A 26,841-nucleotide genomic window follows, 5' to 3' on the forward strand; every position below is an offset into this window, starting at 1 on the left:
AATGCAGGGTCTTGACGGTATGCGTGTGGTGCATTACGCTCCGCTCCAGGGCGTTAGACCTGCATCCCTTCAATGACGAGAGGACACATATCATGAATGTGAAGAAGAGAGTCGCCACTCTTGCTTTAGCGGTAACGCTTGCAGCAGGAGGAGCAGGAGTGGCATACGCTGATACCTATCGGTAATAGCCGGAACGGCGCTTCGTCGGTCGAGGTACTCCAGGTTAAGTATAACGGTGCCGCATGGAACTACTCCGGTTCTGGATATCGAAATGCTTGGTTCACATATTCACGCAACGGAAAGGTATTGATGCATAGAGTTGCCACAAACGGTAAAGTTACGGGGTCTGTTTGGGATAACCTCTTTAACTGGAGTTCAAGTCAAACCACTGTCTTCGAGTGGGGACACAGTCGCTAGTCGGAAGAATATAACTAACATTTGTAGTCTAATGTAGGTCTAGCGTTCCTTTCTAAACGGTAGCGCTAATAAGGTATGAGACATGAAATCTGCGTTAGGTAAGTACCCTATCAGGCTGAGTGGCCTGATTGAGTTGGCATGCCTTTACGCTGGGTGTTTCTTTCTGTCGGGATTCCTTGCTGCGGTGGAGCAGTATGCTTCTGGAAATTACGTGCTCATGAGGTATCTAAGGTTTGTCATGCAGCATCAGACGGCGCTTATATTAGGTGTATCCATCGGTGCTATTGTTTATCACTATCAAGGAATAGTAAAGTCACAAACGGAGATTCGGTGCCGTATCATAGTTGGCGATAGGCTGTTACTGATTCGTTTTCGGTATGCGGTTGCATGCGCCATGATTCTTGCTGGTTGTTTTACGCTAACATTAGTTATCCAAACCATAGCGAACCTGAGCATTTCTAATTCTGTTCGCGCACTTGCGGTATTTGCTTTATATATAGGAGTTAGTGCGCTCCTGCTAGGAAGAAGGAGGGAAAGAATATGAAAGTATTTCGTTTCTTCCTCGGTCGTATATTTCTACGTAAACCAGTACTAGTGGCCGTGCTGCTAGCTCTTATTTTTGGTTGTGACTATATCATCTTTATGACTACGCGTGCCGTAGTTTCCACATATGAGGGAGCCAGTGAAGTAGCAACTCTTAATGCCCCGGGAACGTTCATTGCAAACCTCGATCCTGATTCGACGTTTGATGTCGACAAAATATCTAAGAACGCGATCGGGAATATATATGATCGTATCAATGAGAAATACACGTTCGCATTATTCACTGATGGCTATATTATCGAGCTACCCAACAAGAGAAATGTTGAGGTACCGGTAGCATATATGAATCAGAAGTACAGTGAGCTAAACGGATTTGAACTTGCGTCGGGGGCAGGGATGAACTTTGAATATGACCTGAAGTCATCCGATGCGATACCAGTCTTGGTCGGCAAAGGCCTCGCGGATGATTACCCTTTGAACTCGACGTTGTCTATTGTAGACCCGGCGCTGAACAAGAAGGTGCGCTACGTAGTTACGGGAATTCTGGAACGTGACCAAGCACACTCTAACCTGTACGCGCTAGACTCTAAACAATATTATAACTTTTCTGTCATTGTCCCAGTAAACAATTCTTTTATCGAGCGGGCGGAGATTGCGTTTAAGATAAACGGCTTAATGGATCTTGCCGTTATTGACACTACGCGCTCCGAGGTGCATCAACTTGGAGATTACATTAATAAGACGATTTCCGTGAAGCTTAATTTCTTCAGCCAGGAAGAGAACATCGAATTCTATCATCAGTATTTTAAATCTTCGATGGTAATTCTTTGTGTTATTATGGCAGCGTTGGTGGTGTTCATTTTTCTTCTTGCAGTGTGGAACTCCATTGCTGGTATGCGAGTTATGGTGCGAGAGTTCACAGTTAATTTACTTGTGGGGATGAGTTATGGAAGATTCAGACGTCTTCTTTTTGGGTATTATTTGATGCTTTCACTGGTTGCATTTTTTGCTGTTTTTGGAATGGTGTTATATTCCCGGCAATCTAGTTGGCATAGCGGAGACGCATCGTTTATGACGTATGGCCTCGTGGGCGGTGTGATAGAAATGGACTGTATTGCTCTCATGGTTACCTTCCTCGCGAACTTTATCATGACCCTTAGCTTGGCACGATTTGTCGTTTGGCGGATTAAGAGAGTGCCGATTTCGGTAGGGGTCTTGCAATGAGGAAAGTGGCTATTGAGATCGAAATTAAGAGTAAGTCCTATGGGAAGAGAATCGAGCCATTGCCTGCTCTTAATGGGTTTGCGTTAACCGTCGGCGAGGGGGAAAAGGTCGCTATCGTTGGAGAATCAGGCGTTGGCAAAACCACGTTACTGAATATACTTGGTCTCATAGACAGAAAGTTCGAAGGCGAGTATCGCTTATTAGGTCAGGATGTCGACAAGCTCTCTGAGCAAGAGCTGGCGTCCTGGCGGAATTCGTCAATAGGGTTCGTGCTACAAGAGTCGGCCCTTATTAATACGCTGAGTATTTCAGATAACATCACTCTCCCGATCTTGTATTCGCGACCGAGGATAGATGACTGGAGACAGAGATTCGAAGAAATTGTATCGTTGCTTGGCATAGGTCATATAGTCAATAAAAAGCCGCTTGAGTGCTCAGGTGGCGAAAAGGCTAGGGCGGTGTTCGCGCGTGCCATAATTATGCGACCCAGTGTTATCTTGGCTGATGAACCTACAGGATCCCTGGATGAGGAGAATAGGGAAAGGATGCTTCGTCTTCTGTTTGGCCTTAATGAAGATTATGGAGTGACTATCGTTACAGTCACTCATGATTCCTATGTCGCCGGGAAGCATGACAGAGTTGTGCAACTAAAGAGTAAGGATTAGATCATGGGGTTCTTTGCAATGGTTGGATCGGGGATTCTTGGCATTATCCTCGTGATATTGGGGGGTACGCGAGTAAAAGACAATAGGCAGTGGATAGTTTCAATACTAGCGGGTCTTGTGTGCATAGGGATCGCCATATGGCTCGGATGGCCTAAGTAGATAGCACCTGCCGTCCCTAAGAGTGGCTCCTCACGAGGGAGGATGTCGGTGGAGCCTGAATCCTTAGTCCCCAGATTGAAGTCTCTGGCCAGCCAACGTTATCGCGCGGAACCCATCCTCTTTCAGCCTGTGCCGCACCCGCCCGAGTCGTCGTATCTAGCGGAGTTGCCTTCGCACTCGGCCGACCTCACCGGTTAGTGAGGTCGGCGCAAATTGTCGCCATGAGTTCAGTATCTGCCCGCAAACTCGCAATTGCTGCCAAGGCGACCCGTTTCAAGTCGCGCGAAACATGGCCACGGGAGATCGTCAGCTGGGTTGAAATGAGTGGCAGAGTGCGTTGCCGAACGGTCAGAACTAGCTCGTCGAAAAATGGTGAGTTGGCGACTCCCAGCTCCCCGCCAATAACCAAAAGGTCTGGATCGAGCAGGTTTGCCACATTGGCGAGCGCACTTCCAGCAATTCTTCCTGCCTCCCTCACAAGGCCGGTGACCTCCCCAGGCCAGGTGCGTGGAGATGTCGCGATAAGATCAAGCAGATCTGGTGCTGGCGAACCAGACGGCCATATCCGGCGAATCTCGTCTTGCAGGGCGGGGATCGAGGTGTACTGCATGAGGCACCCGCAGTTTCCACACGAGCACTGTGGACCAGACACGTTGACCACGGTGTGCCCCAGCTCACCGCTGCCACCGTGGGCCCCGGCTGCAATCTCGCCATGGACGATGTGGCTCATCGCGACGCCGTCGCTAAACCGTGCATAACACGTCACTGAGGACGGTTTCGCAGCAGCCGCGTCATGTTCGCACAGTCCTTCCATGCGCGCGGTGTTGTTAATGCGGACGGGGCACCCCAGCGCCGTCGAAACGCTGTCAACGGCGTTGATGCCGGTCCATCGGCGCGACGCAGGTGACGGGTAGACCTCTCCGCTTGCTGCGTCTGCTTGCGTGGGTACCGTAACCAAACACTGTCGGATGTCCGGGGTGGGCTTAGACGGGTAAGAGTCAGCGATGAGGTCCTGCAGCTGGTGGATCCCCGTTGCAATCCAGGTTCGTGGCGAATCGGCGGGATTCAGTTTTGCGGTGGCAGTCGCCTGGCGAGATCCATCAAGGTGGGAGATTGCGACGCCAACCTCGTCGTTTGAGACGATCATTGCGGCAAGCAGGCCCGCTGTCGCACTGGTTGTCAGGGGGTATCGGGAGGCTGAAACCCCAGGGGTGGGCAGATCCTCGATCAGATCACAGTCGTGAAGAGTGCGGGCGAGGTTTGACGCGCTGGTCCGGGACACCCCAATAAGACGCGCAAGGTCTGCGCGCTGAGCAGGGCCATTGATCGCCAGGGCGGTCAGGAATATCGGCTCGTTTGAAGTAGGCATGTCTTGTTTACAGATGATGGAACGCTTGCCGGGGGCTATTCAGCGACGGTGCGGGTCGGAACGGTTCGATTAATAACGTTCATCGTAGAGCACGGATCCCTGGACATCTTGGTGCAGGGGCTGATCGTGGCGTCCAGAAATCGTCAAGAATCTTGACAAAGAGTTCTGGACGGTGTCAAACTGTGTCACGAACATAAGGCACGGTAGCCCCATGTTTTGACCCCCCAACGATGTGGAAAGGCCCACAACATGAAGGACATGAAGCGTTCAACCTTCCTGAAACTGGCGATTGCGTCTGCGGTTGCAGTTCCCACCCTGTCGGCCTGTGGCGGCTCAAAGTCGTCCTCCTCCGGTGGCGCAGCGAAGGCTGAGGATGCAGAGGGCCCGGTGCGGGTCTGGTTCATGCAGGATTCCATCTCGGAAGAGGCGCAGGAATACCTCAAGAAGACCTTCGCTGAGAAGAATTCTGGAAAGGAGCTCACCATCGAGATCCAGCAGTGGGACGGCATTCAGTCCAAGCTGCAGACCGCTCTGGCATCAGATGATGAGTGCCCTGATGTCGTCGAGACCGGTAACACTCAGTCGGCCGCTTACCTGGCGGTGGGTGCCTTTGCTGACTTGTCCGACAAGTACGAATCCTTGGGTGGGGACAAGCTGATCCCCTCCTTCGTCAAGGCTGGCGAATACGAGGGCGGCAAGTATGCGCTGCCGCTCTATGCAGGTGCCCGCGGTGTCTTCTACCGCAAGGATTTGTTCAAGAAGGCGGGTCTCGCAGAACCCAAGACGATCGACGATTTCCATGACACGATCATCAAGCTGACGAAGGCTAACCCGGATAAGGTCAAGGGATTCTCGGGTATCTACCTGGCTGCGGCAGATATCCATGGCGTTGAGTCCTACCTCTTCGCCGCTGGCGGCGACTATGCCACTGAGTCCGACGGCAAGTGGACCGCGCAGGTGTCCTCGGAAGCCAGTCTGGCTGCCCTCAAGCAGATCCAAGACATCTTCAAGAACGGGACGACTTTCGCCAACGATTCGCAGACCGGCCAGAAGAACTTTCAGCAGAACTTCAACAACGGTCAGGTTGGAATTCTCATCGGCACCGGCAATGTTGGTACCAAGATCGACCAGAAGCTGTGGGACGCTGACAAAGTTGGCGTCATGGCTCTGCCGTCGAAGACTGCTGGAAAAGTCGGCGCTACCTTCGCTGGTGGGTCGAACATCTCCGTGGCTGCCAAGGCTCAGCACCCCAATGGGGCTGCTTCGGTCCTCGACATCATCTTCTCGGATGAGTTCCAGAAGCTCATCGCCAAGAACGGCTTCACGCCAGGAAACTTGGACTACGCCGGCGAAGTTTCCGGTGCGTTCGGCAAGATTTCTCAGGACGTCATCGCAGCTTCGAAGCTGACGCCGAATACCGCGAACTGGGCCAACTTCATTTCCGATTCCACGCTCAAGAACTTCTACACGAAGATCGCCAATGGCTCGGATGTGGCGAAGGAAGCCAAGCAATTCGACGATCAGTTGAACAAGACCCTCAACCAGAAGGAGTCCTGACCTCGAAGGTCGGAACCTCAGTTCGTCAACTCGGTGGTGCGCAGTCGTGACGTGCGGGACGCGTCCTGACTCATGGCTGCGCACCCCGCGTATACAGGCAGGACAAATTCATGGCTCACAATTCGTCGACGCAGGTGAGGTGGGTGCGTCGCAAACGGAAGATGGTGCCCTACCTCCTCATGGCCCCGGGGATAATTGCCGTCCTGGTGGCCGTCGGGTACCCCATGGTGAAGCAGTTCATCATGTCCTTTCAGAAGTTTGGCCTGGCTCAGCAGTTTGGTAAGTCGGCCCCTTGGGTGGGACTGGACAACTACAAAACCATTCTGACCGACACATACTTCTGGCAGGTTTTTGGACGGTCATTGGCGTTCTGCATAGTCACCGCCGGCCTGACGATGATCCTGTCGATTCTTTTCGCAGTGGTCCTGTTACACGCTGGTGGCTTTGGCCGGGGTTTCCTCAACAGCACGTTAATCGTGGTGTGGGGAATGCCATTGCTGGCTTCGTTGACGGTGTGGCAATGGCTCATCGACCCGAACTATGGCCCGGTCAACTATGTGCTGACGAAGCTTGGTGCCGATGTTGACGGCTACAACTGGCTGTCGGGGTCACCGTGGACCTTCTTCGCCGTTGCTTCCCTCCTCATCACTTGGGCCTCAATTCCGATGGCGACGATTTCCATTTATGCAGCCATGGCCCAGGTGCCTGGTGAGGTTATCGAGGCTGCGGACATGGACAGCGCCACCAATGCCCAGATCACGCGGTACGTCTTGTTGCCGTCGGCGGGACCGATCATTGCCTTGATGACGGTTCTACAGGTGATTTGGGACCTCAAAGTTTTCACGCAGATCTACGTACTCCAGCAGTCTGGAGGTGTGACGACCGAGACGAACCTGCTCGGTACGTACGTTTTCCAGACGGGTATTGCGCAGGGCAATTACGGTATTGCGTCCGCACTGGCCACCGTAATCCTGGTGCTCACCCTGCTGCTGTCAGCCGGATACATTCGTATGCTTCTTCGCCAGGGTGATGCCGCATGAGCACAGCAACACAGCCCGCAGTCGTCTCTGCGGCGACCAAGCCGCGCAAACGTGCCTCCTATAAAGACAGGGTGAGGCATCGTGCCAGCGCGATCGCGCTCATCATCGCCTTGATATGGCTCATTCCGGTGTACTGGATGGTGAAATCGGCTTTCCAGGACAACTCTTCCTTGTTGTCGAAGCCTCCGAAATTTATCGTCACCAACGGAACGCTGCAGAACTTCCATCGAATCCTGACAGACAGTTCCTTCTGGTCGGCCATGCGAATGTCGCTGACGGTTTCTCTCATCACCGTTGTCTTCGCGACTCTTTTCGCCTTGATGTTTTCGTTCTCGCTGTCACGGTACCGGTTCCGAGGCCGTGCGATGATGGTTGTGCTCGTCCTCGTCGTGCAGATGATTCCGGCTGAGGCTCTCTTCATCTCGCAGTATCGGATGCTCGACTCATTCGGGTTGCTCAACTCCGCGATTGGATTGGGGATTCTCTACGTAGGCAGCTACGTGCCGTTTATGACGTGGATCATGCGCGGATATGTGGATGCGATACCGGTCGATTTGGAGGAGGCTGCTCAGGTTGATGGATGTTCTCGACTGGGAGCTTTCTTCCGGGTGACGTTGCCCCTCTTGCTGCCAGGAATTGTGGCTACCGCTGTCTTCGGGTTCCTCTTCGCATGGAATGAATACACCCTGGCCCTCATTGTGTTGTCCAAGGATTCTGTTCATACCCTGCCGATATGGATTCAGACATTCCAGGCCGGTGATCTCAAAACCACGGACTGGGGCGGTGTCATGGCCGGTGCCACGCTCATGGCTATTCCCGTCGTCGTGCTGTTCAGCTTAGTTCAGACCAAACTTGGCAAGACCATGACGGCTGGAGCTGTCAAGGGCTGACGTCCGGGGCAACGATGCTCGCGAGTGAGGTGATTGATATGACAAGCCTATGCCAAAGGATTGATGGTCTCGGACCATCTTTGGTGACGGGGCCGGAAGCTGCCAAGCGGTTGGGAATTGAGGACCGGGCCGTCTATCCGTGGCGGGGGTATCTGTTGGATTCTTCCCGAACATTCTGGTCGGTAGATACCATCATTGACCTGCTCAGTCTGCTTCATCGCTATCACTTCACGCGGCTGCACTGGCACCTCACGGACAATTCCGGCTGGCGTATCCCGGTCAAGGGATACCCGAGGGTGACGGAGGTCTCGAGTGCTTGCAAGCGCATGGACTTCGCAGAATATACCAATGTCGATCGCAATCGGCTGGCGTCGTATCAGTGCGAATGGGCCGGTACGGACAACTCGGGCTATTACACGGCCCACGACATTCAGAGAGTGTTGGAGGTTGCAGAGGGCTATGGAATTGAGATCATGCCGGAGGTTGACCTGCCTGGTCATGCGGAAGCCATTATCTTGGCTTATCCGGAATTGGGAAATCCTGAAATAACGGCGGGTACCGCGCATATCGGTGACCCAACACCTGGGAAAAACCTCCGAAACGATCTGCTGTGGCCATCTGATGAGGCATTTAGCTTCGTTGAAGCTGCCGTGGATTCAATCTGCGACCTCTTTCCCTCGCACGTCGTTCACATCGGTGGAGACGAGTGTGACATGGTGTTCTGGGAGGGTTCTCGAAGCGCACAGGCTTGGATGAAATCCCATGACGTCGCCGACGGTGCGGGTATCCAGAAGGCATTCACTGACGTTGCTAGGCGACGGCTGGACGCGCACGGACGGACATGCGCAGTGTGGGACGAAGCCGTTGCTACCGGGCTCCGGGAAGATGACCTGGTGTGTGGATGGCAGGACGGTTGTGGCGTGGATACGGCGCGCAAGAGCGGGAACCCTTGGGTGTTCTACGACGCGGAGTACCTGTACCTCAACCGAGAGCCGTCTGAGGGCTTCTCAGGCGCTTTCGGTATGCAGCCCCCATTACCGATTGACCGGATCCTGGACCTTCACTTTCCGACAGACCCACGCATGGTCGGGGTGAACGTCAGCCTGTGGTGTGAGTTCATTCCAACGGTAGAACACGCACTTGATCTCCTCTTCCCCAGAATCTTGGCTGCCGCTGCGCGAGCGTACTGGGGCAACTCGGTGTCTCGGGAACAGTTGGGACCGCTCGTTCGTGAGGAGTGGGGTCGGCTGAGGTCATGCGGCTGAACCATTGTTTGGTCGTCGATCGCGTGTGCCTGGGGTGCCGCAGCTGTCGTCGCCAGTGACGAGGCTCTTCCAGACGGCACGGTTCCGGTCTCGACATCCGAAGGCTTGCTCAGCGTTGTGGCCTCTACAGCGATGATGGCTGTCATCCTGATGACAGCCATGCACTCGGTGGGTTGGATCGGCCTCATACTGACCGTCGTTCTGTTGGGAGGTGCAACATGGTTGACGAGACAACGCGTTCTCGCCCTGCCATCGAGGCCATTGGCCTAACGCTCGGCTATTCCCCAAACCGTCCTTGCACCCCAATTTGAGCATGGTCGACCACCTGACTCTTGCCGCTCGGTTGGCAGATTGTGACAGGGACGAGCCGATTTCGCGCGCCAAGGATTATGGGCTCACTGAATGGTTTGACTACCGCACATCCACATTGTCGACGGGGACCGCGAAACGGCTGTGGTACGTCATGTGTACGACAGGGAAGTTCGACGTCGTCGTCCTCGCTGAGCCGTTCAACGGGGTGGACGAGGAGTCCACTCGCATGATGGTCTCTGACATCAACGAATGGCGCAAGGAGAGCCTGGTCCTGCTAGTTGCCCACGCCATGCCCAACGGTCTCACGGTCGACCAGACCTTGAGTCTGCCCCGAGGCGGCGGATAGCCCGCACCCCTTATAAGAAGGGGCTGAGTAAGAAATCGCTAATTCCGTCGTCACCTGCCGGTCTGAGTGCGAGCGTCGGTTTTACGTCTGCAGATCGTCGGCAGTATTGCCCGGCCCTCTCGTCGTGTCCGCAGCTTCTCTGTTGCTCGAGTACGCGCTATCTTCTGTGCTTGCGGCGACGACAACTGCACGGTTCACTCAGAATGTTGGGGCAGCACTCATCGACGACAAGCTAGTGTTGTGAACCTCAACCCGACGTGACCATCCCTGATAGCCAGCACACAGAATCACACGTCATCGAAGTGCTTGACACGGGCCAACCGGTCCCCAGCACTTGGAGCACGCCGGTGAGGTCAAAGGTGCGAAAGAGTTCAGGCAGCAAGGGGTTGAGCTGGGCAGAGCATTGTGAAAAAGCCACCGCAGGGCCTCGCTCAACGTAGACTGGCGTTCACTAACCAAAAAAGGACGAACCAAGGTATTGAGCACGGTTGGTGCTCAACACATCACCGTCGACCGGTACGATTCAAGGTACCGCGTGTCATAGGTCGCGGCTTGGTTCGGCAGTCCAGCGGAATTGCAGGGGGACGCATGTACGACAGCATCATCATCGGCGCAGGCCTTGCCGGACTGACGGCCGCCCATGAACTCGCATCCGCAGCGCATTCGGTGGTGGTTCTGGAGGCTCGTTCCCGGGTCGGTGGACGCCTTGAGAACGCCGATTTGTCTAATGGGCAGGCCATTGAGATGGGCGGCCAATGGGTCGCCGAGAGCCATGAGGATCTTCGTTCCCTCATCGCATCGCAAGGGCTTGAGCTGGTCGATCCCACCCAAGGTGACGTCGTCGTCAAGGCGCGCGGACGGGTGTCCCATCTTGCGAATTCCTCCACACCATCTGCGCAGACCCTCAGCCCCTTTGAGCTGTCTGATCTGGGTCAGGGCCTGCTGAGGTTCCGCCGCCTGGCCGATCGTGTCGCCAACAACAAGGGCTGGACGACGGCGAACGCCACCTGGCTGAGCCAGTCGTTGAACCAGTGGGCGGCATCGAATGTGCGTACTGACGCTGGCCGCGCCTACATCCTCGATCTGTTCCATCGCGCCTTCGGTATTTCCCCCGACGACACCACACTTCTTGACGGTTTGACAAAGGCCAACGCCGGGGTCGATCTGGAATCCTTCGTCGCTGTCAACGGTGGAGTCAGGCAACAGCGTGTCAAGGGCGGTATCGTCCAGGTGGCTATCAACCTGGCTGAGCGTCTTGGCGATGATCTCAAACTCTCCAGCCCGGTTCGCTCCGTCCGTACAGATGGTGACACCGTTACCGTCACGACGACCAACGGCACCGAATACCAGGGCCACAGCGTCATCGTCACCGTCCCGCCGCGTCTGCTCAAAGACATCGAGTTCGAACCCGCCCTTCCGGCAGAGCGCCTTGAGCTGGCTGAAAAGATTCCTGCGGGCAATGTCATCAAAGCCTTCCTCGTCTACGACAGCCCGTGGTGGCGCGCTTCCGGGGCTTCTGGTCAGATGGGTGCCGACGAGGGTCCGGTTCGCGTTCTCTTCGACACCTCTGACGACGAGACCGGCAGGGGAATCCTGATGGGTATGTTCGAAGGTGCCGAGGCTTCTGGGTACGGCAAACGTTCAGTCAGCCTGCGTCAGCGTGCCTTCGAGGAGGTCGTCGAGTCCGCTTTCGGTAAGGCTCCCAGCGCACCGATCGAGTACCTCGACCGCGACTGGCTCGCTGAACCGTACACCGGAGGCTGCCACGGAGCTCACTTCGCTCCCAGCCTCTGGACGACGACCGGCCCGATACTCGCTCAGCCCTTGGGCCGGGTGCTTTTCGCCGGCGCTGAGTACGCCTCCTCCTTCAATGGATACATGGAGGGTGCGCTACGAGCCGGTGCTCGTGCTGCTCAAGAAGCCGTCGACTTGCTCTGATCGGGCGGGCTCTGATCTCATCGACGGTCTCGCCCCAGGTTCGAGGGTCTCGAGTGCGAAGGTCTTGAGTCGCGAATGGAATTGCGCCCTGACAGACGTCATTGCCCAGTCGGAAAGCCAGTTGACTACTGCCTGGAAAATAGCCACCAGACGGTGTTTGGCGGCGACTCGCTGACCAGGCCCTAGTGGTTTTCAACGCGCGTTCCCATCCAGCCCTGCCACGGTGGGGCCGGCAGGATGGTGTTCTGTCCTTTTTCTGGCCTGTTCCCGGTTGTGGTGATTAGGCGCGGCCGTGGGGTCGGTGCCACGGAGGGTGGCATAGGGGTCAGGTTGGGCCGGGTTTTCCACGGTGTCGATCCTAGGGTGTGGCCGGACTGTAGGTGCTGTGTGGAAGTTGGGGCTGTGTGGAAGTTGGGTTTGTGGTGTGGTGTGTTGCCATCTGGCGTGGCAGTGACCCGGCTGTGAGTCCGGATTGCCATGGAAGGGGCGAGTGAAGCTTACTGGGTTGTCGGGCCGGTTTGCTCGTGTGCGGGCTTGTTCCCGGGGGTGCTGGCCTGTTCCCGGTTGTGGTGATTAGGCGCGGCGGTGGGGTCGGTGCCACGGAGGGTGGCCAGCGTGACTTCTAAGGGAAACCCCAAACCCTTGACGAGGGAGTTTCCACCAGAGACAGAGACATGACGCGAACGCCTTGCGGACATGCCATATCCTTGACGCGCCACTCATGGACGGAGATGAACCTATGTTTTGTGCGCGATGCGGCACCCCAGTGGGCGCGCACGACGATGCCTGTAAACAGTGCGGGCTGGACTTGCGTCTGACCGGCGCTGTGCGCATGACAGATCCCGGCTCTTTCGACAAGACGGTCTCGCGAGGTCCGGTGAGTCCCAATGACGCCCCGACCCGGCAGATCTCTCCGGTTCAGACTCCCTCGGAGCCACGAGGTTGGCAGGACGCAACACCAACTCAGCAGTGGCAGGATTTCGCACCGACGCAACAGTGGAATACCAACCAGGAGTGGTCCAACGGTCAGCCTTGGTTTGGTCAGCAGCGGCCACCCCAAGGCGGAGGTGCCGGAAACTCGCAGCTTCCCAATGACTGGTTCCGCGACCCCGAGGCCGAGCGGACTCGTGCCATGGCGACGGTTCCGGAAAACCCCGTCTTCACCCCGCCTTCGCCGCCGACAACCCCACCTGCGGCCTACCCGCCGCCACCGTCGGGCGATTCTTCCCGCCACCGCAATGTGCTCATTGGCTTGGGCATTGGGCTGCTCGTGCTCGCCATCCTGGGTGCCATCTTGCTGTTTGCGGGTGGTTTTGGCGGGCCTTCGGACGGTGATCCCGCGCCGGTGGCGACCCCGTCGGCCAGTTCTCAGCCGGGGCAGTCAGCCTCCCAGGAGTCGCAAGAAGAGGCCGCGTCCATCGACTCGACCCCAAGCGTCCTGGAATCTTCTCCAGCACCCAGTGCTCCCTCCGCTCCGCAATCCCCGGCCTCGAGTGCGCGCCAGGTTGCCGACAGTCTTCCCAACGGCGACACTGTGTGCTCCTCAACGGTCGGTGCGGGGGGAACGACGTCGTGCCCGTTCGCCCTCGAAGTGGCCAAGGCCATACCAGCGGGCGAACAAGGCGAGTATGAGGTGTTTGCCCATAGCCCGGTGACGGGTAAGGACTACACCATGAAGTGCAAGACGGAGGAGACCTACACCACCTGCACCGGCGGCGTGGCCGCTGTTGTCCATATTCTGCGCTAAATGAGCGTTGGAGCAGGTTACAGCGGTCGCTGAACTCCGACCAGACGCACTTTGTCGAAGTATTCGTCAGTCAGATCAGACCAGCTGCCGTCGACCTCGACTTCGGTCAGGGTGGCCGGCGGATACCAGCAGCCAACCTCCTCCTCGGCCCCGCTCATCGCGGCCAGTTGTGTCGCCAGGCCAGGGATTGTGGGGGCGTGGGCGATGACAAGCAGATTGTCGATCTCGTCACCGATTTCTCCAATGCGCTGACGCATGGTGTCGGTGCCGCAGTAGTACAGCGCCCGCATGAACTCCACCGGACAATCCAGCTGGAGGCAGTCCCAGGTCTGCCGGGTGCGCACGGCGTCAGACACCAGCGCATGCCCAATATTGCGCAGGCCGAGGCGCATTCCGACCTCCCGGGCCTGACGACGCCCCAGGTCGGTAAGGGGACGTTCTCGGTCCCCACCTGCGGCGTGAGATGCGGGCTGTGCGTGTCTCATGAGGAACAAGGTGTGCATGAACCCATCGTTACATCCATAGTCGCTCTGGTCTACGATGTTGATATGCCGCTCACGGATATGAGTATTGACGAGGCGCGTAACTACCGCCCAAACGTTCCCGAACCGGAAGGGTTTGACGCCTTCTGGGCTGAGACCCTCGACGAACACGCCGGCATTCCCGTCGATCTGACGGCAGAGCCTTTCGAAAACCATCAGACTCTGGTCGATACCTGGGATTTGTCTTGGGCGGGATACCAAGGCAGTCGAGTGGACGGTTGGCTCCATGCTCCGGCTGGGGCGAAAGGGCCATTGCCCCTTGTTATCGAGTTCATCGGGTATGGGGCTTCACGAGGTGTGCCGATTGGCTCTGCTTTTGCTGCAGCCGGTTATGCTCATATTGTTGTTGATCCGCGCGGCCAAGGGTCGGGCCATCCAGCATTGACGGAGAATTGCCCGGATATTAATGAGGGTTCCGGTGCTCCCGGGTGCATGACGCAGTCCCTGTCTGACCCCCATGGCCACTACTACCGTCGGTTATTCACTGACGATTTCCGTTGTCTTGAGGCTTCGCGACAGCTGGATCTCGTCGATCCCGACAGAATCGTCGTTCTCGGCCACTCTCAGGGGGGCGGCCAGGCGATTGCAATGTCCGGACTGGCGGCAATGCGTGGCGTCAAGCTGGCCGGCGCATTCGTTGACGCACCGTACCTGTGCCATATGAGGCGCAGTTGCGACGTAGCCATGGCTGGTCCGTATCTGGAGGTTGTTCAGTATTTGGCTGCTCACCCGCCGCTGTACGAGCGTGCTTTTGAAACTCTCGGGTATTTCGACGGTCTGCATTTCGCTCGCCGGGCACGCATCGCTACCTGGTTCTCGGTCGCGATGATGGATCAGGTAGTGCCGCCCTCGTCCGTATGGGCTGCATACAACGCCTGGGGTAACGGAGAGGTTACTGACAAGCACATCGACATCTACCCCTTTGCTGGGCACAAGGCTGGCGAAGATTTCCAGCTCTGGAATCAGCTCGTGGTGATGGAGCAGCTGTTCTCCTGACCTTGCTAGCTCTTGACGGCGACGACAAGGTCGCGGTGGATCGACGAGTCCACGCGATGGCTAAATTGACGCCACAGGTCGTCGTCAAGGACAGTCAGGCCAGCGTCAGACAGGATCGCCACGAGGTCTTCTCGTGACAGACCAAGGGTGTTCCACGATATTCCCAGCGCACCCCCGTGGCGTAACTGTCCGGTCCACACTGGAACGGCTTCGCGCAACAAATCAGCGGGGGAGCGACGTCGTGACGAGCCACTGTGGGATCCATGCACGATTCCATAAGGAGCGTCGGTGACGATGGCGTCGAAGGTTTTGCGTCCCCATAGTGCCGCCGAGTCCGTGGCGTCGCCGGTGAAAACGCCCATCGTTAAAGGTTCGGCTTTCGGCAGCCGCAGCTCGGCGTCAAATCGCTTGCCGATGGAGCGACCGTTACGACGCACCGGATGGGTGCCGCAGCTGTGCTTGAGACGCTTGCGCCGCAGCCACGTGGTGACGTGGGCAGCCATCGCCTCGACCGCCTTGGAATCTTGTTCCACCCCAAATCCGTTGTGACCGGCCATCCATGCGCATTCCAAGGTGGTGCCGCGTCCGGCCAGCGGGTCGAGAATAGCCAGCCTCTGCCCCTCGTCGCGACGGGTGGCGCAGCGGTCGTCGAGGCTTGCAACAGTGAGGTTGAGCAGCAGTCGGGTGAACTGCTCGTTGGTCTTGCCACGGTACTTGGGGATGGTGACGAGATCCTCATCAACGACGTCGACTTGCGGCAGCTCAAGAGGAGCCAGCAGGCTGCCATGACGTTCGAAGCAGGCGAGAGCGGCGGAGGACCGTGCCACGGCAGCCACATCCGTGGGGCCAAATGGTTCATCGCTGCTCACGGCGAGGTACTCGACCCCCGCCACTGAGACCGGTGAGACTGATGTGGCATTCGGGCAGGTAATGGCCAACTCTGCCGCGCACAGCCGCCCCGCCTGCCCGGCATAAACGTGATTGGCAGCAGGGGCAAGCAGGATGAGGGTCTCGGACATGGCTGACATTGTGTCATGGCCGATCTGATATGCCGAACAAACAGCAATCGGCGACTGCTGCCTTGCGGTCGCCGATTGCGGTGTGTTGGTGAGACTCCCGGTATCGGGGCGGGTGTCAGGGAGTCGAGTGTAGGCGTCAGGCCAAGTTGACCTGTAGGTGCTCGTAGGAGGTGCCTTTGGCCCGCTCAATCGAGGCCCTGATCTCGGCCTCAGCCTCTTCACGTCCGGTCCAGGTGGCACCCTCGACCGACTTTCCGGGCTCGAGATCCTTGTAGACGGTGAAGAAGTGCTCGATCTCCATAAGCGTCATGCTGCCAACATCGTCGAGGTCGATGAGGTTGGCGTGACGGGGGTCATCAGCTGGGACACACAGCACTTTGTCATCGCCGCCCATCTCGTCTTGCATCTGGAACATGGCCAGCGCGCGGCATTCAATGAGGCAGCCGGGGAAGGTGGGTTCGGTGAGAAGGACCAAGGCGTCCAACGGATCGCCGTCCTCGCCCAGCGTTCCCTCAATGTAGCCATAGTCGTACGGGTACTGAGTAGAGGTGAACAATGTACGATCAAGACGGATACGACCGGTCTTGTGGTCCATCTCGTACTTGTTCTTGTTGCCGCGCGGAATCTCGATCGTTACATCAAAGTGCAAGCTATCGAGATCTTCTTCCTGGAATGGGTTGGTGAAATCGTCAGTCACGAAGGCCCCTCTTCTTGTGTTTGGACACGGTGATGGTCGACACTGTATCCGGTTGCAAGGGGGATTTTTCGTGTCACAGTCAGATCAACGTAAGCCGAAACACGGTATTCCCGAGTCACCGCGTCGAGCGCGGGCATGGGTCCCTGTGGTTGTCGGCGTCGCCGTGACCGTCATTGTCGTGCTCGCTGTGGTGGTCGCCGCTGTGCGGATGGGGCCGTCGACGAACGAGGCCAAACACAGTCTCCTGCCTCACCAACACAAGAGCAGCGCACCGGCGGTGCAGCCTGGCCGGGGTGTTGTCGCTGCGGCGGTTCCGAAAACTCCATCAGCCAAGCCTGTGGCTGTAACCGTTGCCAACCGGGTCAAAGCTGTCGGTGCGCCCCCGGGCGTGCTCAGCGCTCACATCATGGATGCCGCGACCGGAGAAACCCTCTACCAATCCGGGCAGAACACTCCTTTGATTCCTGCCTCGAACACCAAGGTCATGACTGCGGTCGCGCTGCTGGATTCCACAGACGCCGGGCACCGCTACACGACGAAGGTTGTCGCGGACGGGTCCGCATTGACCTTGGTCGGCGGCGGCGATCCTTACTTGCGGTCCACAGCGTCCGACAAGTACCCCGAATACCCGTCGATGGAACAGCTCGCCAAGAGCACCGCTGCGGCCCTCAAGAAAGCGGGCACGACGTCGGTCACCGTCAGTTACGACGACACCTTGTTCTCTGGCCCTGCCTGGAACAGCACATGGCCTGCCGACAACTACGCCTCGGAGGTCACCCCGATCACTGCGTTGTGGGTTGACGAAGGGATGGTGAAAAACAACCCGTGGGCTCGAAACAAGACCCCGGCCGTGATGGCGACGAATACCTTCATCAGTCAGCTTCGCAGCGCCGGGATCAAGGTCACGGGATCGGCGACTCGACACAAGGCGAGCGAGTCCGACAAGCAGATTGCTGCGGTTCAGTCCATCCCGGTGGAGGACATCATTACTCGCACGTTACAAGAGTCCGACAATTCCGCCGCCGAGGTGTTGAGTCGTCAGATGGCTCTTGCGAGCGGGAAGCCAGGCTCATTCGCGGGTGCCTCGCAGGCCCTCAAGGAGCACCTCACGAACCTGGGAGCCTGGCAGGACGGCGCGGGCTTCCAGGACGGGTCGGGGCTGTCACGCGGCAACCGGATTACGGCCGCCATGCTCTCTCACGTCTGGCAGAAAGTTCTGACGACCCCGAAGCTGCAGCCGGTGACTAATGCAGTTCCCGTCAGTCGGGTTTCAGGCACCCTGGAAAAGCGTTTTTCAGACCCGAGCACAGCAGCGGCGCGTGGCGTGGTTCACGCTAAGACCGGCAGCCTGAACGGAGTTATTTCGATGTCGGGATGGCTGCGTGACGCTGACGGGCGAATCCTCATTGCCTCCTTCATCATCAACCAGACTGACGGTTCCGCTCGAACATGGCTTGATGCCGTGTACGGCACTGTGGCCGGGTGCGGTTGCACTCGCTGATGGCACGACATGAACTCGGGCCAGCAGCCCTGACGGTTGCTCAAGCCGTCGAACGGGAGGTTCGCGGAATCGACCGGTTCGTCGTCGGATGTTCAGGCGGGCAGGATTCCCTCGCCCTGGCGTTGGGGGCGAAGTGGGCCGCGCGTCGCTGCGGAGCCGTAGTGATGGTCGTCGTCGTCGATCATCAGTTGCAAGATGGGTCGCAGGAGGTGGCAGCGCGCACTCGAGACGTGTTGGCCGACCGAGGGATGGACGCCTGCGTGCGTCGCGTCGAGATCGATCCGAATGATCCTGATGGACCAGAGGCGGCGGCTCGGACTGCCCGCCGGGCAGCTCTCATCGACGTTGCCGGGGAAGCGCCGATTCTGCTTGGTCATACCCTCGACGATCAGGCCGAGCAGGTGTTGTTGTCCTTGGCCCGTGGCTCCGGGGCGACGTCGTTGGCGGGTATTCGGCCTCGTGCAGGCCAGTTCTGGCACCCGCTTTTGGGTGTGCGCCGGGTCCAGACTCTGCAGGCCTGCGAAGAATGGCAGGTTGAGCCGTGGCACGACCCCCACAACAGTGACCCGCGCTTCTTGCGGTCCAGAGTGCGCACTGAACTCATGCCGGTGATGAGGGATGTTCTTGGACCTGGGGTGGCGGAGTCCTTGGCCCGCAGCGCGGCTCTATTGGCAGGAGAGGACGCCATCGTTACGGCAGTCGCCGCCGAGTGGGCGCGAGACCACCATGTGACGGCTGAAACCCTGCCTGGGCTGCGAGGTGTGGAATCCGGGCTAGCTCGACGTGTCGTCAAGAATTGGCTGCCTGATGATGCGGCTATGGTTCACGTTGACGCTGTGCTGGGGTTGTTGGAAGGCCCAGGTGGTGCCGGGGTAGACGTTCCCGGAGGCCGTGTCGAGGTCAGACGCGGGACTCTGTACCTCACTCGACGCTTGTGACCAGTCCGGAATCGGTAAGCTGAACCCGTGCGAGCTTCTGACATTCCTGGAGATTTCGATCACGTTTTGTTCACCGAGGAGCAGGTTGCTTCGCGTATTCGCGAGGTTGCTGCCCAGATCGACGCCGACTATGCCGGGCGAGAACTCCTCATGGTTGGCGTGCTCAATGGTGCGGTCATGACGATGGCGGACTTGTGCCGCGCGATGAAGTCCCATATGTCCATGGACTGGATGGCGGTGTCGTCTTATGGCGCTGGCACGAAGTCCAGTGGGGTGGTGCGGATTCTCAAGGACCTCACCAAAGACATCGAGGGCCGCGACATTCTCATCGTCGAGGACATCATCGACACCGGCCTAACCCTGAGCTATTTGGTGCAGAACCTGCGCAGCCGCAACCCCAATTCCATCGAGATCATGGCGATGTTCCGCAAGCCTGACGCCGTGACGTGCCCGCTGGACGTCAAATACATCGGTTTCGACATTCCTAACGAGTTCGTCGTCGGATATGGACTGGATTACGCCGACAAGTACCGCAACCTCACGGACGTGGCGACGTTGGCACCGCACATCTACAACTCCTGACAGCCCTGACAGCCAAACCGTCATCGCGGGTAAGCGATGGCGGTTTTCTCGGTGAGAGGTTGACGGCGCGCGGTGACGGGGTTTCGTGGCCTTTCGATATAAGAGATTCGGCGAATCCCCTCCGCTCGTGCTGGTCATGGGTGATACTGCCGACAGCGCACCGACGCGCCCATGTGACAGCGCGCCCATGTGACAGGAGGAATCATGGTCACCACGTACAGCAACTGGATCGCAGGGGAGTTCCGGGATTCTGCCGACCTTCTTGATGTCGTCAATCCCGCCACTGATGAGGTCATCGCCCGAGTGCCACGCGCCACCGAGGCTGACGTCGACGACGCTATGTCGGCGGCGTGGGAGGCCCGGAAATCCTGGGCACTGACCCCGGCGTCGCAGCGCGCCGCGTTCGTCTCCAGGATGGCGGCGGGGGTGCGAGAGAACCGACAGATGTTCATCGACACGCTGGTGGCGGAGCAGTCGAAGACCCCCGAGCTGGCCGCCGTCGAGGTCGATTTCACCGCCGACTACTTGGATTACACCGCAGGTTGGGCGTTGCGTATTGAGGGCGAGGTGCTGGAGTCCGATCGTCCCCATGAGCGCATTCTCATGCTTCGCAAGCCGCTTGGCGTCGCGGTCGGGATCTTGCCATGGAACTTCCCGTTCTTCCTCATCGCTCGCAAGCTCGCCCCGGCTCTGGTGACAGGCAACACCGCCGTCATCAAACCGGCCTCCGATACTCCGATCAATGCCCTCCAGTTCGCCACAATGATCTCGGATTACGGGCTGCCGAAGGGAGTCGTGTCGATTCTGTCGGCTTCGGGCAAGGTCGCTTCGAAGATGGCGGGGGACCCGCGCGCCGGGATTGTGTCGTTCACCGGATCGGTTCCGGTCGGCAAGCAGATCATGTCCGCAGCCTCGAACAATGTCACCAAGGTGTCCTTGGAGCTGGGTGGCAAGGCTCCTGCGATCGTCCTGGATGACGCCGACCTGGACCTTGCTGTCAAGGCCATTCACGGTTCGCGCGTCATCAATGCCGGTCAGGTTTGCAACAACGCCGAACGGGTCTACGTCACTCGTGGCGTCGCCGACGAGTTTATCTCCCGGATGACCGACGCCATGGCTGCCACGAAGGTTGGTGTGCCAGGGGTGGATGAGGGACTCGACATGGGTGCCCAGATCAATGCTGGTGCGGTCGACCGTATCGAGGCCATGGTGCAGCGTGCGGTTGAGGCCGGAGCCATCGTGACGACTGGGGGAGGGCGTGACGATCGTGGCAAGGGAGCGTTCTTCCGCCCGACGGTTCTCACCGATGTCAAGCAGGACTCCGAGATCATCCAGGAGGAGATCTTCGGGCCGGTCCTGCCGATCGTCGTCGTCGACGATTTCGATGAGGCGATTGCGAAGGCCAACGATTCTGATTTCGGGCTGACGTCGTCGCTGTACACCCGCGATTTGGCTGCGGCCATGAAGGGTATGCGAGAGATTGACTTCGGGGAGACCTACATCAACCGCGAGAACTTCGAGGCCATGCAGGGATTCCACGCTGGCACCCGTCGATCTGGTATTGGCGGTGCCGACGGCAAGCACGGTCTGTACGAATACACCCGCACTCAGGTGGTCTACATCGAGGCGTGAGTGGATGTGTCCCGGGTCGCTTATGGCTTCAGTCCTTCGTGGCCCGGGACACGTCCTCAGGGGCATTGGCTCAGGTGGGGCGTTGGTGCCCATCTCGGCGCGATGGAGGGAAGGCCCGATCATCGCAACGACAGTGGGGTGGAATGTTTGTGCGTGGCGGCTGGTTGAAATGACCGCTATGCGGTACGGCGTGCTTGAAAGATGCGATGTTGTCATGCGCTGGTATCGTGGCGCTCTGAGTCCCCACCCACCCGTGCTCCTAGGTAGTTCATGAAAAACGCTTCCCGCATCTTCAAAGGTCCTCTGATCTGGATCCTGTTGTGCATTGGCTTGATTATCGTCTTCATGCAGTTCGCCTCGTCTGGCAAGGGGTATCAGGACATCCCAACCTCAGAGGCCGTCAGCATCATCAACAGCGATAAGAAGCTGAAGAATGTCACGCTGACCGACGGTGACCAGGTCATCGAGATCACCGAGACCCAGGACAAGAAGTACCGCTCGAATTGGGTCGGCAATCAGTCCGATCAGCTCGTGAATAAGTTGGACGAGCGCGTCAAGGACAAGACACTTGAGTCGTGGCAGGGCGAGAACCCCGGGCAGAGTGTCTGGAAGGCCCTGCTCATCAACTTCCTGCCCTTCATCATCATCCTGGTGTTCTTCCTGTGGGCGATGAATGCGGCTCAAGGCATGGGTGGCCGCGGCGGCGTCATGGGATTTGGCAAGTCCAGGGCCAAGGTGGGGTCCAAGGACACTCCCAAGACCACGTTCTCCGATGTTGCCGGTTGTCAGGAGGCGATCGACGAGTTGCAGGAGATCCGTGAGTTCCTCTCCGAACCGGGGAAGTTCCAGCGGGTGGGCGCAAAGATCCCCAAGGGCGTCCTGTTGTACGGCCCTCCTGGCACTGGTAAGACTCTGCTGGCCCGAGCGGTCGCCGGTGAGGCCGGAGTGCCGTTCTACTCCATCTCCGGCTCGGATTTCGTCGAGATGTTTGTTGGTGTCGGCGCGTCGCGTGTGCGTGACCTCTTCGAGCAAGCGAAGGAAGCTGCCCCTGCGATCATCTTTATCGATGAGATCGACGCTGTTGGTCGACACCGTGGTGCTGGCATGGGTGGTGGCCACGATGAGCGCGAGCAGACCTTGAACCAGTTGCTCGTCGAGATGGACGGTTTTGACGCCCACGCTGGCGTCGTCCTCATCGCAGCGACGAACCGTCCCGACGTCCTTGACCCGGCGCTGCTGCGTCCTGGTCGTTTCGACCGTCAGATTGCGGTGGAGGCGCCGGATCTCGATGGCCGTCTCAAGATCCTCAAGGTACATGCCCAGGGCAAACCGATGGCCGACAATGTGGACCTGACCTCGATCGCCCGCCGTACCCCTGGCATGACGGGTGCCGACCTCGCCAACGTTCTCAATGAGGCTGCCCTGTTGACGGCTCGTTCCAACCTGCCGGTGATCGGCAATGCGGAGCTCGATGAAGCGATTGACCGAGTGATTGCTGGCCCGCAGAAGAAGACTCGTCTCATGAACGAGCATGAACGGCTCGTGACGGCCTACCACGAGGGCGGTCATGCCTTGGTAGCCGCAGCCATGCCCGGTACCGACCCGGTGCAGAAGATCACGATCCTGCCGCGTGGCCGGGCACTTGGCTACACGATGGTCATGCCTGATGCTGACAAGTACTCCCAGACGCGAAGCGAGTTGCTCGACTCGATGGCCTACATGCTCGGTGGTCGTGCCGCAGAGGAACTCATCTTCCACGACCCGTCGACGGGCGCTTCGAACGACATCGAGAAGGCCACCAAGGTGGCTCGAGCAATCGTCACCCAGTACGGCCTGTCGGCTCGTATCGGCACTGTTCAGCTGGGGTCGGGGGACACTGAACCGTTCCTCGGTATGACTGCCGGCCAGCAGCGTGACTACTCTGACGAGACTGCCAAGATCATTGACGACGAGGTGCGCGACCTACTTGAAAACGCTCATCAGGAAGCTTTCGAGTGCTTGGACGCCAACCGTGAGGTCCTTGACGAACTCGTCCGCCAGCTGTTTGCCAAGGAGACGCTAAGCAAGGCCGAGGTTGCTGAGATATTCAAGCCGTTGAAGCGGTGGCCCGAGCGCGGCGCTTTCACAGGATCAGACAAGCGCGTGCCTTCCTCCATCCCGCCGGTCAAGCCGCCGCAGGTTGCCGGTGTGGAGGAGGATGCTCCGGAGGTTGGCGGTCCGCGCCGTGGTGTCATTGCCCCACCGGCTCCTGAACCAGGCGGTGACTTGCCCGGGGACAACCCTGGCGAGTGGGAGCCGCCATCCGATTGGCAGCCGCCGAGCGTTGGGGGAGGAAAGCCGCCTCAGCCCCCGACTCCGGGACCCACTCAGCCGGGTGAGGGCCCTCAGCCTCCATCAGGTGGAACCCCGTGGGGACCACCCAGGTCTTGAGGAATAAGGACTAACCCCGAGGAGACTGCAGTGCAGCGGGCGAAACGGACGGCGTACTGCGTTATCTCTTTTACAACCTGTTCACACTGATTGGTGTGGTGCTGTTGGGCTGGCAGCCGGGCAATGTCATATTTCTTGGCCGGTGTGAGTACGTCCTTTTCCTCACTGAAGGTGTCATTGCGCGCGTCGGTCTGATGCTCTGCGCCCGCCGCGCCGGTCGGTCTTTGCCCTCAGACAAGGGCAAAGACTGGGGTCTTGTGGCATGTCCAATAGCATTTTCTGTGTCCTATGGCGACGCTCAGCTTGGAGCGCAAGTCGGGACCGTGATTGCCGCACTTTTTGTGGTGGCGAAAACCATCGTCGAGCTGCGCACCGTGTGACGCGGTGCAGGCCTTGTTGATCGCGGGGTCGCAACGGTAGACGTTCGGGACCCCTAGGATGAGTTAGGTGAGCCAGTCAACCCCCATTCGTTCCGTCGACGTCACCCGGGCACAAGCCGCAGTGCGTGAGTTCCTTGTGGCTATTGGTGAGGACCCAGACAGGGAGGGGTTACGCGATACCCCGGGCCGAGTCGCCAAGGCTGCTGAGGAGCTCTTTGGCGGATTGCACCAAGACCCCGGTGAACTCTTGGCGACGACCTTCGACATCTCTCACGATGAGATGGTCTTGGTGCGTGATATTGAAATGCAGTCGATGTGTGAACACCACTTGCTGCCCTTTGTGGGAGTAGCACACGTGGGGTACATCCCGGCCAAGGATGGTCGAGTGACCGGGTTGAGCAAAATCGCCAGGTTGGTGGAGGTCTACGCTCGTCGCCCGCAAGTGCAGGAGAGATTGACGACTCAGGTGGCAGACGCGTTGGTGGAGTACTTGGATGCGCGTGGGGTGATCGTGGTCGTTGAAGCTGAGCATATGTGCATGACGACGCGAGGAGTTCGCAAGCCAGGGGCCAGGACGGTGACCTCTGCAGTGCGAGGGATCTTGCGAAACCCTGCGACGCGGGCAGAGGCGATGGGGTTGATTACCGGGCGGTGACAGCTGCGGACGATGTTGCTGATGTCTGCAGGGAGTAACACGGTGAGCGAACTGTCCGATTAGACGCTTTGAGATCCATGATCGGTCTCGTGCGGCAGGCATGTGAGATCTCGTGAGAGATGTGGACGTGGTGGCATGTCAGCTTGATCGAGATCAGTTGGACCGACCAGTTGCGCTGCGTCCGTACGCGGACAGTCGTTTCGGTAACGCTATGAACCGTTTAGCGACACAGCATCCACTATTTGTAGTACTTAAGTACCCAATCCATGAGGCGCGTGCGCAGTTGCGTCTCATCGTTGGGAAATATGGTACGGTGTTAACACGCTAGCCTGCGTCTCGCGAGTATCAAAAATGGCGTATCGTGCCGATGATCGTCATACGATCCGCTTGGTGCAGGGTGGTTGAAAAAGAGACCAACGTATCAGGAGTGCAGCCATCGAAAAACTGGGCCAATGTAAGCAATGTTTACTGTTAGAAAACAGCATCTACTTTTGAGATGGGAAAATCAATGAGATCTATTCGCGGTCATTTATGGCGGATAGTTACAGCGATACTCGCTGTCGCTCTGGCTGTCGTTGGTTTGCAGCCTGTGAGTGCCGAGGCGGCCGACTTTGAGGGTGGAGGGCTTGTAGGCCTTCCCGGTGACGATTATAAGTTCTATGATCGGGAAGCGGTCTTGAAGGCTCAGCCAGATTTTACAAACCGTGACATCTACGGTTGGCAATTCTCTGGAGGGAACCCGGTCGATCCTTTTGGACCCAATCAGTTCCTTTCGACTCCTGCCATTACCAGGGATGGGCAGGAGCATTACGGCTGGTGTATAGACCCTGACGCGAAATATCCTTTCAATACTCAGTACACCGACCCAGGAAAGCTGGATCGCGTCACATCGATCGACATCGAAGATGTTAAGAAGTCGGGTTCTCTATTCAACGAGATTCCATTTGATGGTCATCAAAAAGACGCGGTAGTCAACGTCGCTAAAAAGCTTGGAGAAGCTTGGAAGGCGCAAGATCATCAGGAAATGAAGGATCTCTCCACGGCGCTCGCAATCCTCCTGAACTCGTGGCGTGGAGAGTCTGCTCCGGCTAACTTCTACACCAATGGTAGTCGGCCCGCGCGAGGAGCGGCAGGTGCATCCGACACTGGTTTCACGAGGCAGGTTTCTAACTTCTGGGAGCAGGGTAAAGCGGCATTTCCGGAATATGAGGTAGTGATAAAGCCGAACAATCCCTCAAACCGTGGCCTGACGACTACCCTGACCAAGGAAAAGTTCCGGAATCTGACGGGATATGAGTACGTTCCGCAGTGGAAAGTAAAATCAACTCTGCTGTTAAAGGGTAACACCGAGCCGCACGATAACGCGTTGCTTTTCGAGTGGAAGGGTGGAATCCCCCAGGCTGCGCCTGAGGAGTACATCACGGTCATGGCTCCGCTGGATTACTCCGTTAAGCCGGGCAATTCCGGGCAGAACTTCCAGCGTGTCTTGGCCGCTCACCAGCCCGGTATACCGGATTACCCGGCTCCAGAACCAGAGCCACAGCCGGTGAAGGTGACGACGGTTGCTGATAAGTCGGCTCAGGTGGGTGCTGAGTTTGGTGATGTTGCCCGGGTGACGGGGACGGTTCCTGAGGGTGCTCAGGTGACGTTCCAGGTGTTCCGTAAGGGTGATGTGGCCAATGTGTGTACTGCTCCGGTGGCCACGACGAAGCCGGTTGCGGTTCCTGCGGGGACGCATACGGATGCTGTTGAGGTTGCTTCTCCGAAGGTGACTGTGGAGCAGGCTGGCACGTATTACTGGGTGGAGACGCTCACGGATGCTGATGGCACGGTGTTGGCGAAGGGTGCGTGTGGTGCTGCTGATGAGGTCACCACGGTGACTCCGAAGCCGGTGCCGGTGAAGGTGACGACGGTTGCTGATAAGTCGGCTCAGGTGGGTGCTGAGTTTGGTGATGTTGCCCGGGTGACGGGGACGGTTCCTGAGGGTGCTCAGGTGA

The 26,841-nt window shown here is 58.1% G+C and carries 22 protein-coding genes and 1 pseudogene; 18 read left to right on the top strand and 5 right to left on the bottom strand.

Annotated features, from left to right (window positions below; all coding sequences use genetic code 11):
- Positions 1-957 precede the first annotated feature (957 nt).
- Positions 958-2,184 (top strand): hypothetical protein, encoded by a 1,227-nt coding sequence (locus Q4B98_RS06815; RefSeq protein WP_303196352.1) that lies wholly within the window; start codon positions 958-960, stop codon positions 2,182-2,184.
- Between the two features lie 5 nt (positions 2,185-2,189).
- Positions 2,190-2,849, top strand: a complete 660-nt coding sequence (locus Q4B98_RS06820; protein WP_303196353.1) for an ABC transporter ATP-binding protein — start codon at positions 2,190-2,192, stop codon at positions 2,847-2,849.
- Between the two features lie 346 nt (positions 2,850-3,195).
- On the opposite strand, the gene Q4B98_RS06825 is transcribed toward Q4B98_RS06820, so the two are convergent.
- Positions 3,196-4,377, bottom strand: coding sequence for an ROK family transcriptional regulator (locus Q4B98_RS06825; RefSeq protein WP_303196354.1), 1,182 nt, complete (start codon positions 4,375-4,377; stop codon positions 3,196-3,198).
- Positions 4,378-4,635: 258 nt separating this feature from the next.
- Between Q4B98_RS06825 and Q4B98_RS06830 the strand changes: the two genes are divergently transcribed.
- The 6 genes from Q4B98_RS06830 to Q4B98_RS06855 all read left to right on the top strand — a co-directional run bounded on the left by Q4B98_RS06830 (position 4,636) and on the right by Q4B98_RS06855 (position 11,725).
- Positions 4,636-5,934 carry an extracellular solute-binding protein gene (locus Q4B98_RS06830; RefSeq protein ID WP_303196355.1) on the top strand — a complete coding sequence of 433 codons (1,299 nt, stop codon included), beginning with the start codon at positions 4,636-4,638 and terminating at the stop codon, positions 5,932-5,934.
- Between the two features lie 110 nt (positions 5,935-6,044).
- On the top strand, positions 6,045-6,974 hold the full coding sequence (locus Q4B98_RS06835; protein WP_303196356.1) for a carbohydrate ABC transporter permease: 930 nt from the start codon (positions 6,045-6,047) through the stop codon (positions 6,972-6,974).
- Complete coding sequence (locus Q4B98_RS06840; protein WP_303196357.1) at positions 6,971-7,864, top strand: carbohydrate ABC transporter permease; 894 nt, start codon at positions 6,971-6,973, stop codon at positions 7,862-7,864. Before Q4B98_RS06835 ends, Q4B98_RS06840 begins: the two co-directional genes overlap by 4 nt.
- A gap of 38 nt (positions 7,865-7,902) precedes the next feature.
- Positions 7,903-9,129 (top strand): family 20 glycosylhydrolase, encoded by a 1,227-nt coding sequence (locus Q4B98_RS06845; RefSeq protein ID WP_303196358.1) that lies wholly within the window; start codon positions 7,903-7,905, stop codon positions 9,127-9,129.
- Positions 9,130-9,442: 313 nt separating this feature from the next.
- Entirely contained in the window at positions 9,443-9,787 is a 345-nt protein-coding gene (locus tag Q4B98_RS06850) for a hypothetical protein (RefSeq protein WP_303196359.1), read from the top strand.
- A 588-nt stretch (positions 9,788-10,375) separates the two neighbouring features.
- Entirely contained in the window at positions 10,376-11,725 is a 1,350-nt protein-coding gene (locus tag Q4B98_RS06855) for an FAD-dependent oxidoreductase (protein ID WP_303196360.1), read from the top strand.
- A 497-nt stretch (positions 11,726-12,222) separates the two neighbouring features.
- Here Q4B98_RS06855 and Q4B98_RS06860 read toward each other — a convergent pair whose 3' ends face one another.
- Positions 12,223-12,423, bottom strand: a complete 201-nt coding sequence (locus tag Q4B98_RS06860) for a hypothetical protein (protein ID WP_303196361.1) — start codon at positions 12,421-12,423, stop codon at positions 12,223-12,225.
- A gap of 134 nt (positions 12,424-12,557) precedes the next feature.
- On the opposite strand from Q4B98_RS06860, the gene Q4B98_RS06865 reads away from it, so the two are divergent.
- The gene (locus tag Q4B98_RS06865; RefSeq protein WP_303196362.1) at positions 12,558-13,472 is read left to right on the top strand and encodes a hypothetical protein; all 915 of its coding nucleotides are present in this window, start codon (positions 12,558-12,560) and stop codon (positions 13,470-13,472) included.
- Positions 13,473-13,489: 17 nt separating this feature from the next.
- Here the strand turns inward: Q4B98_RS06865 and Q4B98_RS06870 are convergent, their stop codons facing one another.
- Positions 13,490-13,975, bottom strand: a complete 486-nt coding sequence (locus Q4B98_RS06870) for a histidine phosphatase family protein (protein WP_303196363.1) — start codon at positions 13,973-13,975, stop codon at positions 13,490-13,492.
- 45 nt (positions 13,976-14,020) lie between these two features.
- On the opposite strand from Q4B98_RS06870, the gene Q4B98_RS06875 reads away from it, so the two are divergent.
- Positions 14,021-15,010, top strand: coding sequence for an alpha/beta fold hydrolase (locus Q4B98_RS06875; protein WP_303196402.1), 990 nt, complete (start codon positions 14,021-14,023; stop codon positions 15,008-15,010).
- 5 nt (positions 15,011-15,015) lie between these two features.
- Here the strand turns inward: Q4B98_RS06875 and Q4B98_RS06880 are convergent, their stop codons facing one another.
- Together Q4B98_RS06880 and Q4B98_RS06885 are read right to left on the bottom strand one after the other, a co-directional pair.
- On the bottom strand, positions 15,016-16,029 hold the full coding sequence (locus Q4B98_RS06880; RefSeq protein ID WP_303196364.1) for a TRM11 family methyltransferase: 1,014 nt from the start codon (positions 16,027-16,029) through the stop codon (positions 15,016-15,018).
- 136 nt (positions 16,030-16,165) lie between these two features.
- Complete coding sequence (locus Q4B98_RS06885; RefSeq protein ID WP_303196365.1) at positions 16,166-16,726, bottom strand: inorganic diphosphatase; 561 nt, start codon at positions 16,724-16,726, stop codon at positions 16,166-16,168.
- Positions 16,727-16,832: 106 nt separating this feature from the next.
- Between Q4B98_RS06885 and dacB the strand changes: the two genes are divergently transcribed.
- From dacB to Q4B98_RS06925, 8 genes and pseudogenes are all read left to right on the top strand, one after another.
- Positions 16,833-18,227: a D-alanyl-D-alanine carboxypeptidase/D-alanyl-D-alanine-endopeptidase gene (dacB, locus tag Q4B98_RS06890; RefSeq protein ID WP_303196403.1), complete on the top strand. Its 1,395-nt coding sequence runs from the start codon at positions 16,833-16,835 to the stop codon at positions 18,225-18,227.
- Entirely contained in the window at positions 18,227-19,165 is a 939-nt protein-coding gene (gene tilS, locus Q4B98_RS06895; protein WP_303196366.1) for a tRNA lysidine(34) synthetase TilS, read from the top strand. The genes dacB and tilS overlap by 1 nt, the downstream gene beginning before the upstream one ends.
- Positions 19,166-19,192: 27 nt before the next feature.
- Positions 19,193-19,747, top strand: coding sequence for a hypoxanthine phosphoribosyltransferase (gene hpt, locus Q4B98_RS06900; protein WP_303196367.1), 555 nt, complete (start codon positions 19,193-19,195; stop codon positions 19,745-19,747).
- A 204-nt stretch (positions 19,748-19,951) separates the two neighbouring features.
- The gene (aldA, locus tag Q4B98_RS06905) at positions 19,952-21,379 is read left to right on the top strand and encodes an aldehyde dehydrogenase (RefSeq protein WP_303196368.1); all 1,428 of its coding nucleotides are present in this window, start codon (positions 19,952-19,954) and stop codon (positions 21,377-21,379) included.
- Between the two features lie 270 nt (positions 21,380-21,649).
- Positions 21,650-23,809 carry an ATP-dependent zinc metalloprotease FtsH gene (ftsH, locus tag Q4B98_RS06910; protein WP_303196369.1) on the top strand — a complete coding sequence of 720 codons (2,160 nt, stop codon included), beginning with the start codon at positions 21,650-21,652 and terminating at the stop codon, positions 23,807-23,809.
- Between the two features lie 95 nt (positions 23,810-23,904).
- Positions 23,905-24,189, top strand: a complete 285-nt coding sequence (locus tag Q4B98_RS06915) for a hypothetical protein (RefSeq protein ID WP_303196370.1) — start codon at positions 23,905-23,907, stop codon at positions 24,187-24,189.
- 67 nt (positions 24,190-24,256) lie between these two features.
- Positions 24,257-24,844, top strand: coding sequence for a GTP cyclohydrolase I FolE (gene folE, locus Q4B98_RS06920; RefSeq protein WP_368492320.1), 588 nt, complete (start codon positions 24,257-24,259; stop codon positions 24,842-24,844).
- 508 nt (positions 24,845-25,352) lie between these two features.
- Positions 25,353-26,841 (top strand): annotated as a pseudogene (locus Q4B98_RS06925) (hypothetical protein); the annotation flags it as partial.

The sequence above is a fragment of the Cutibacterium sp. genome (assembly GCF_030525615.1).
Taxonomy (GTDB): domain Bacteria; phylum Actinomycetota; class Actinomycetes; order Propionibacteriales; family Propionibacteriaceae; genus Cutibacterium.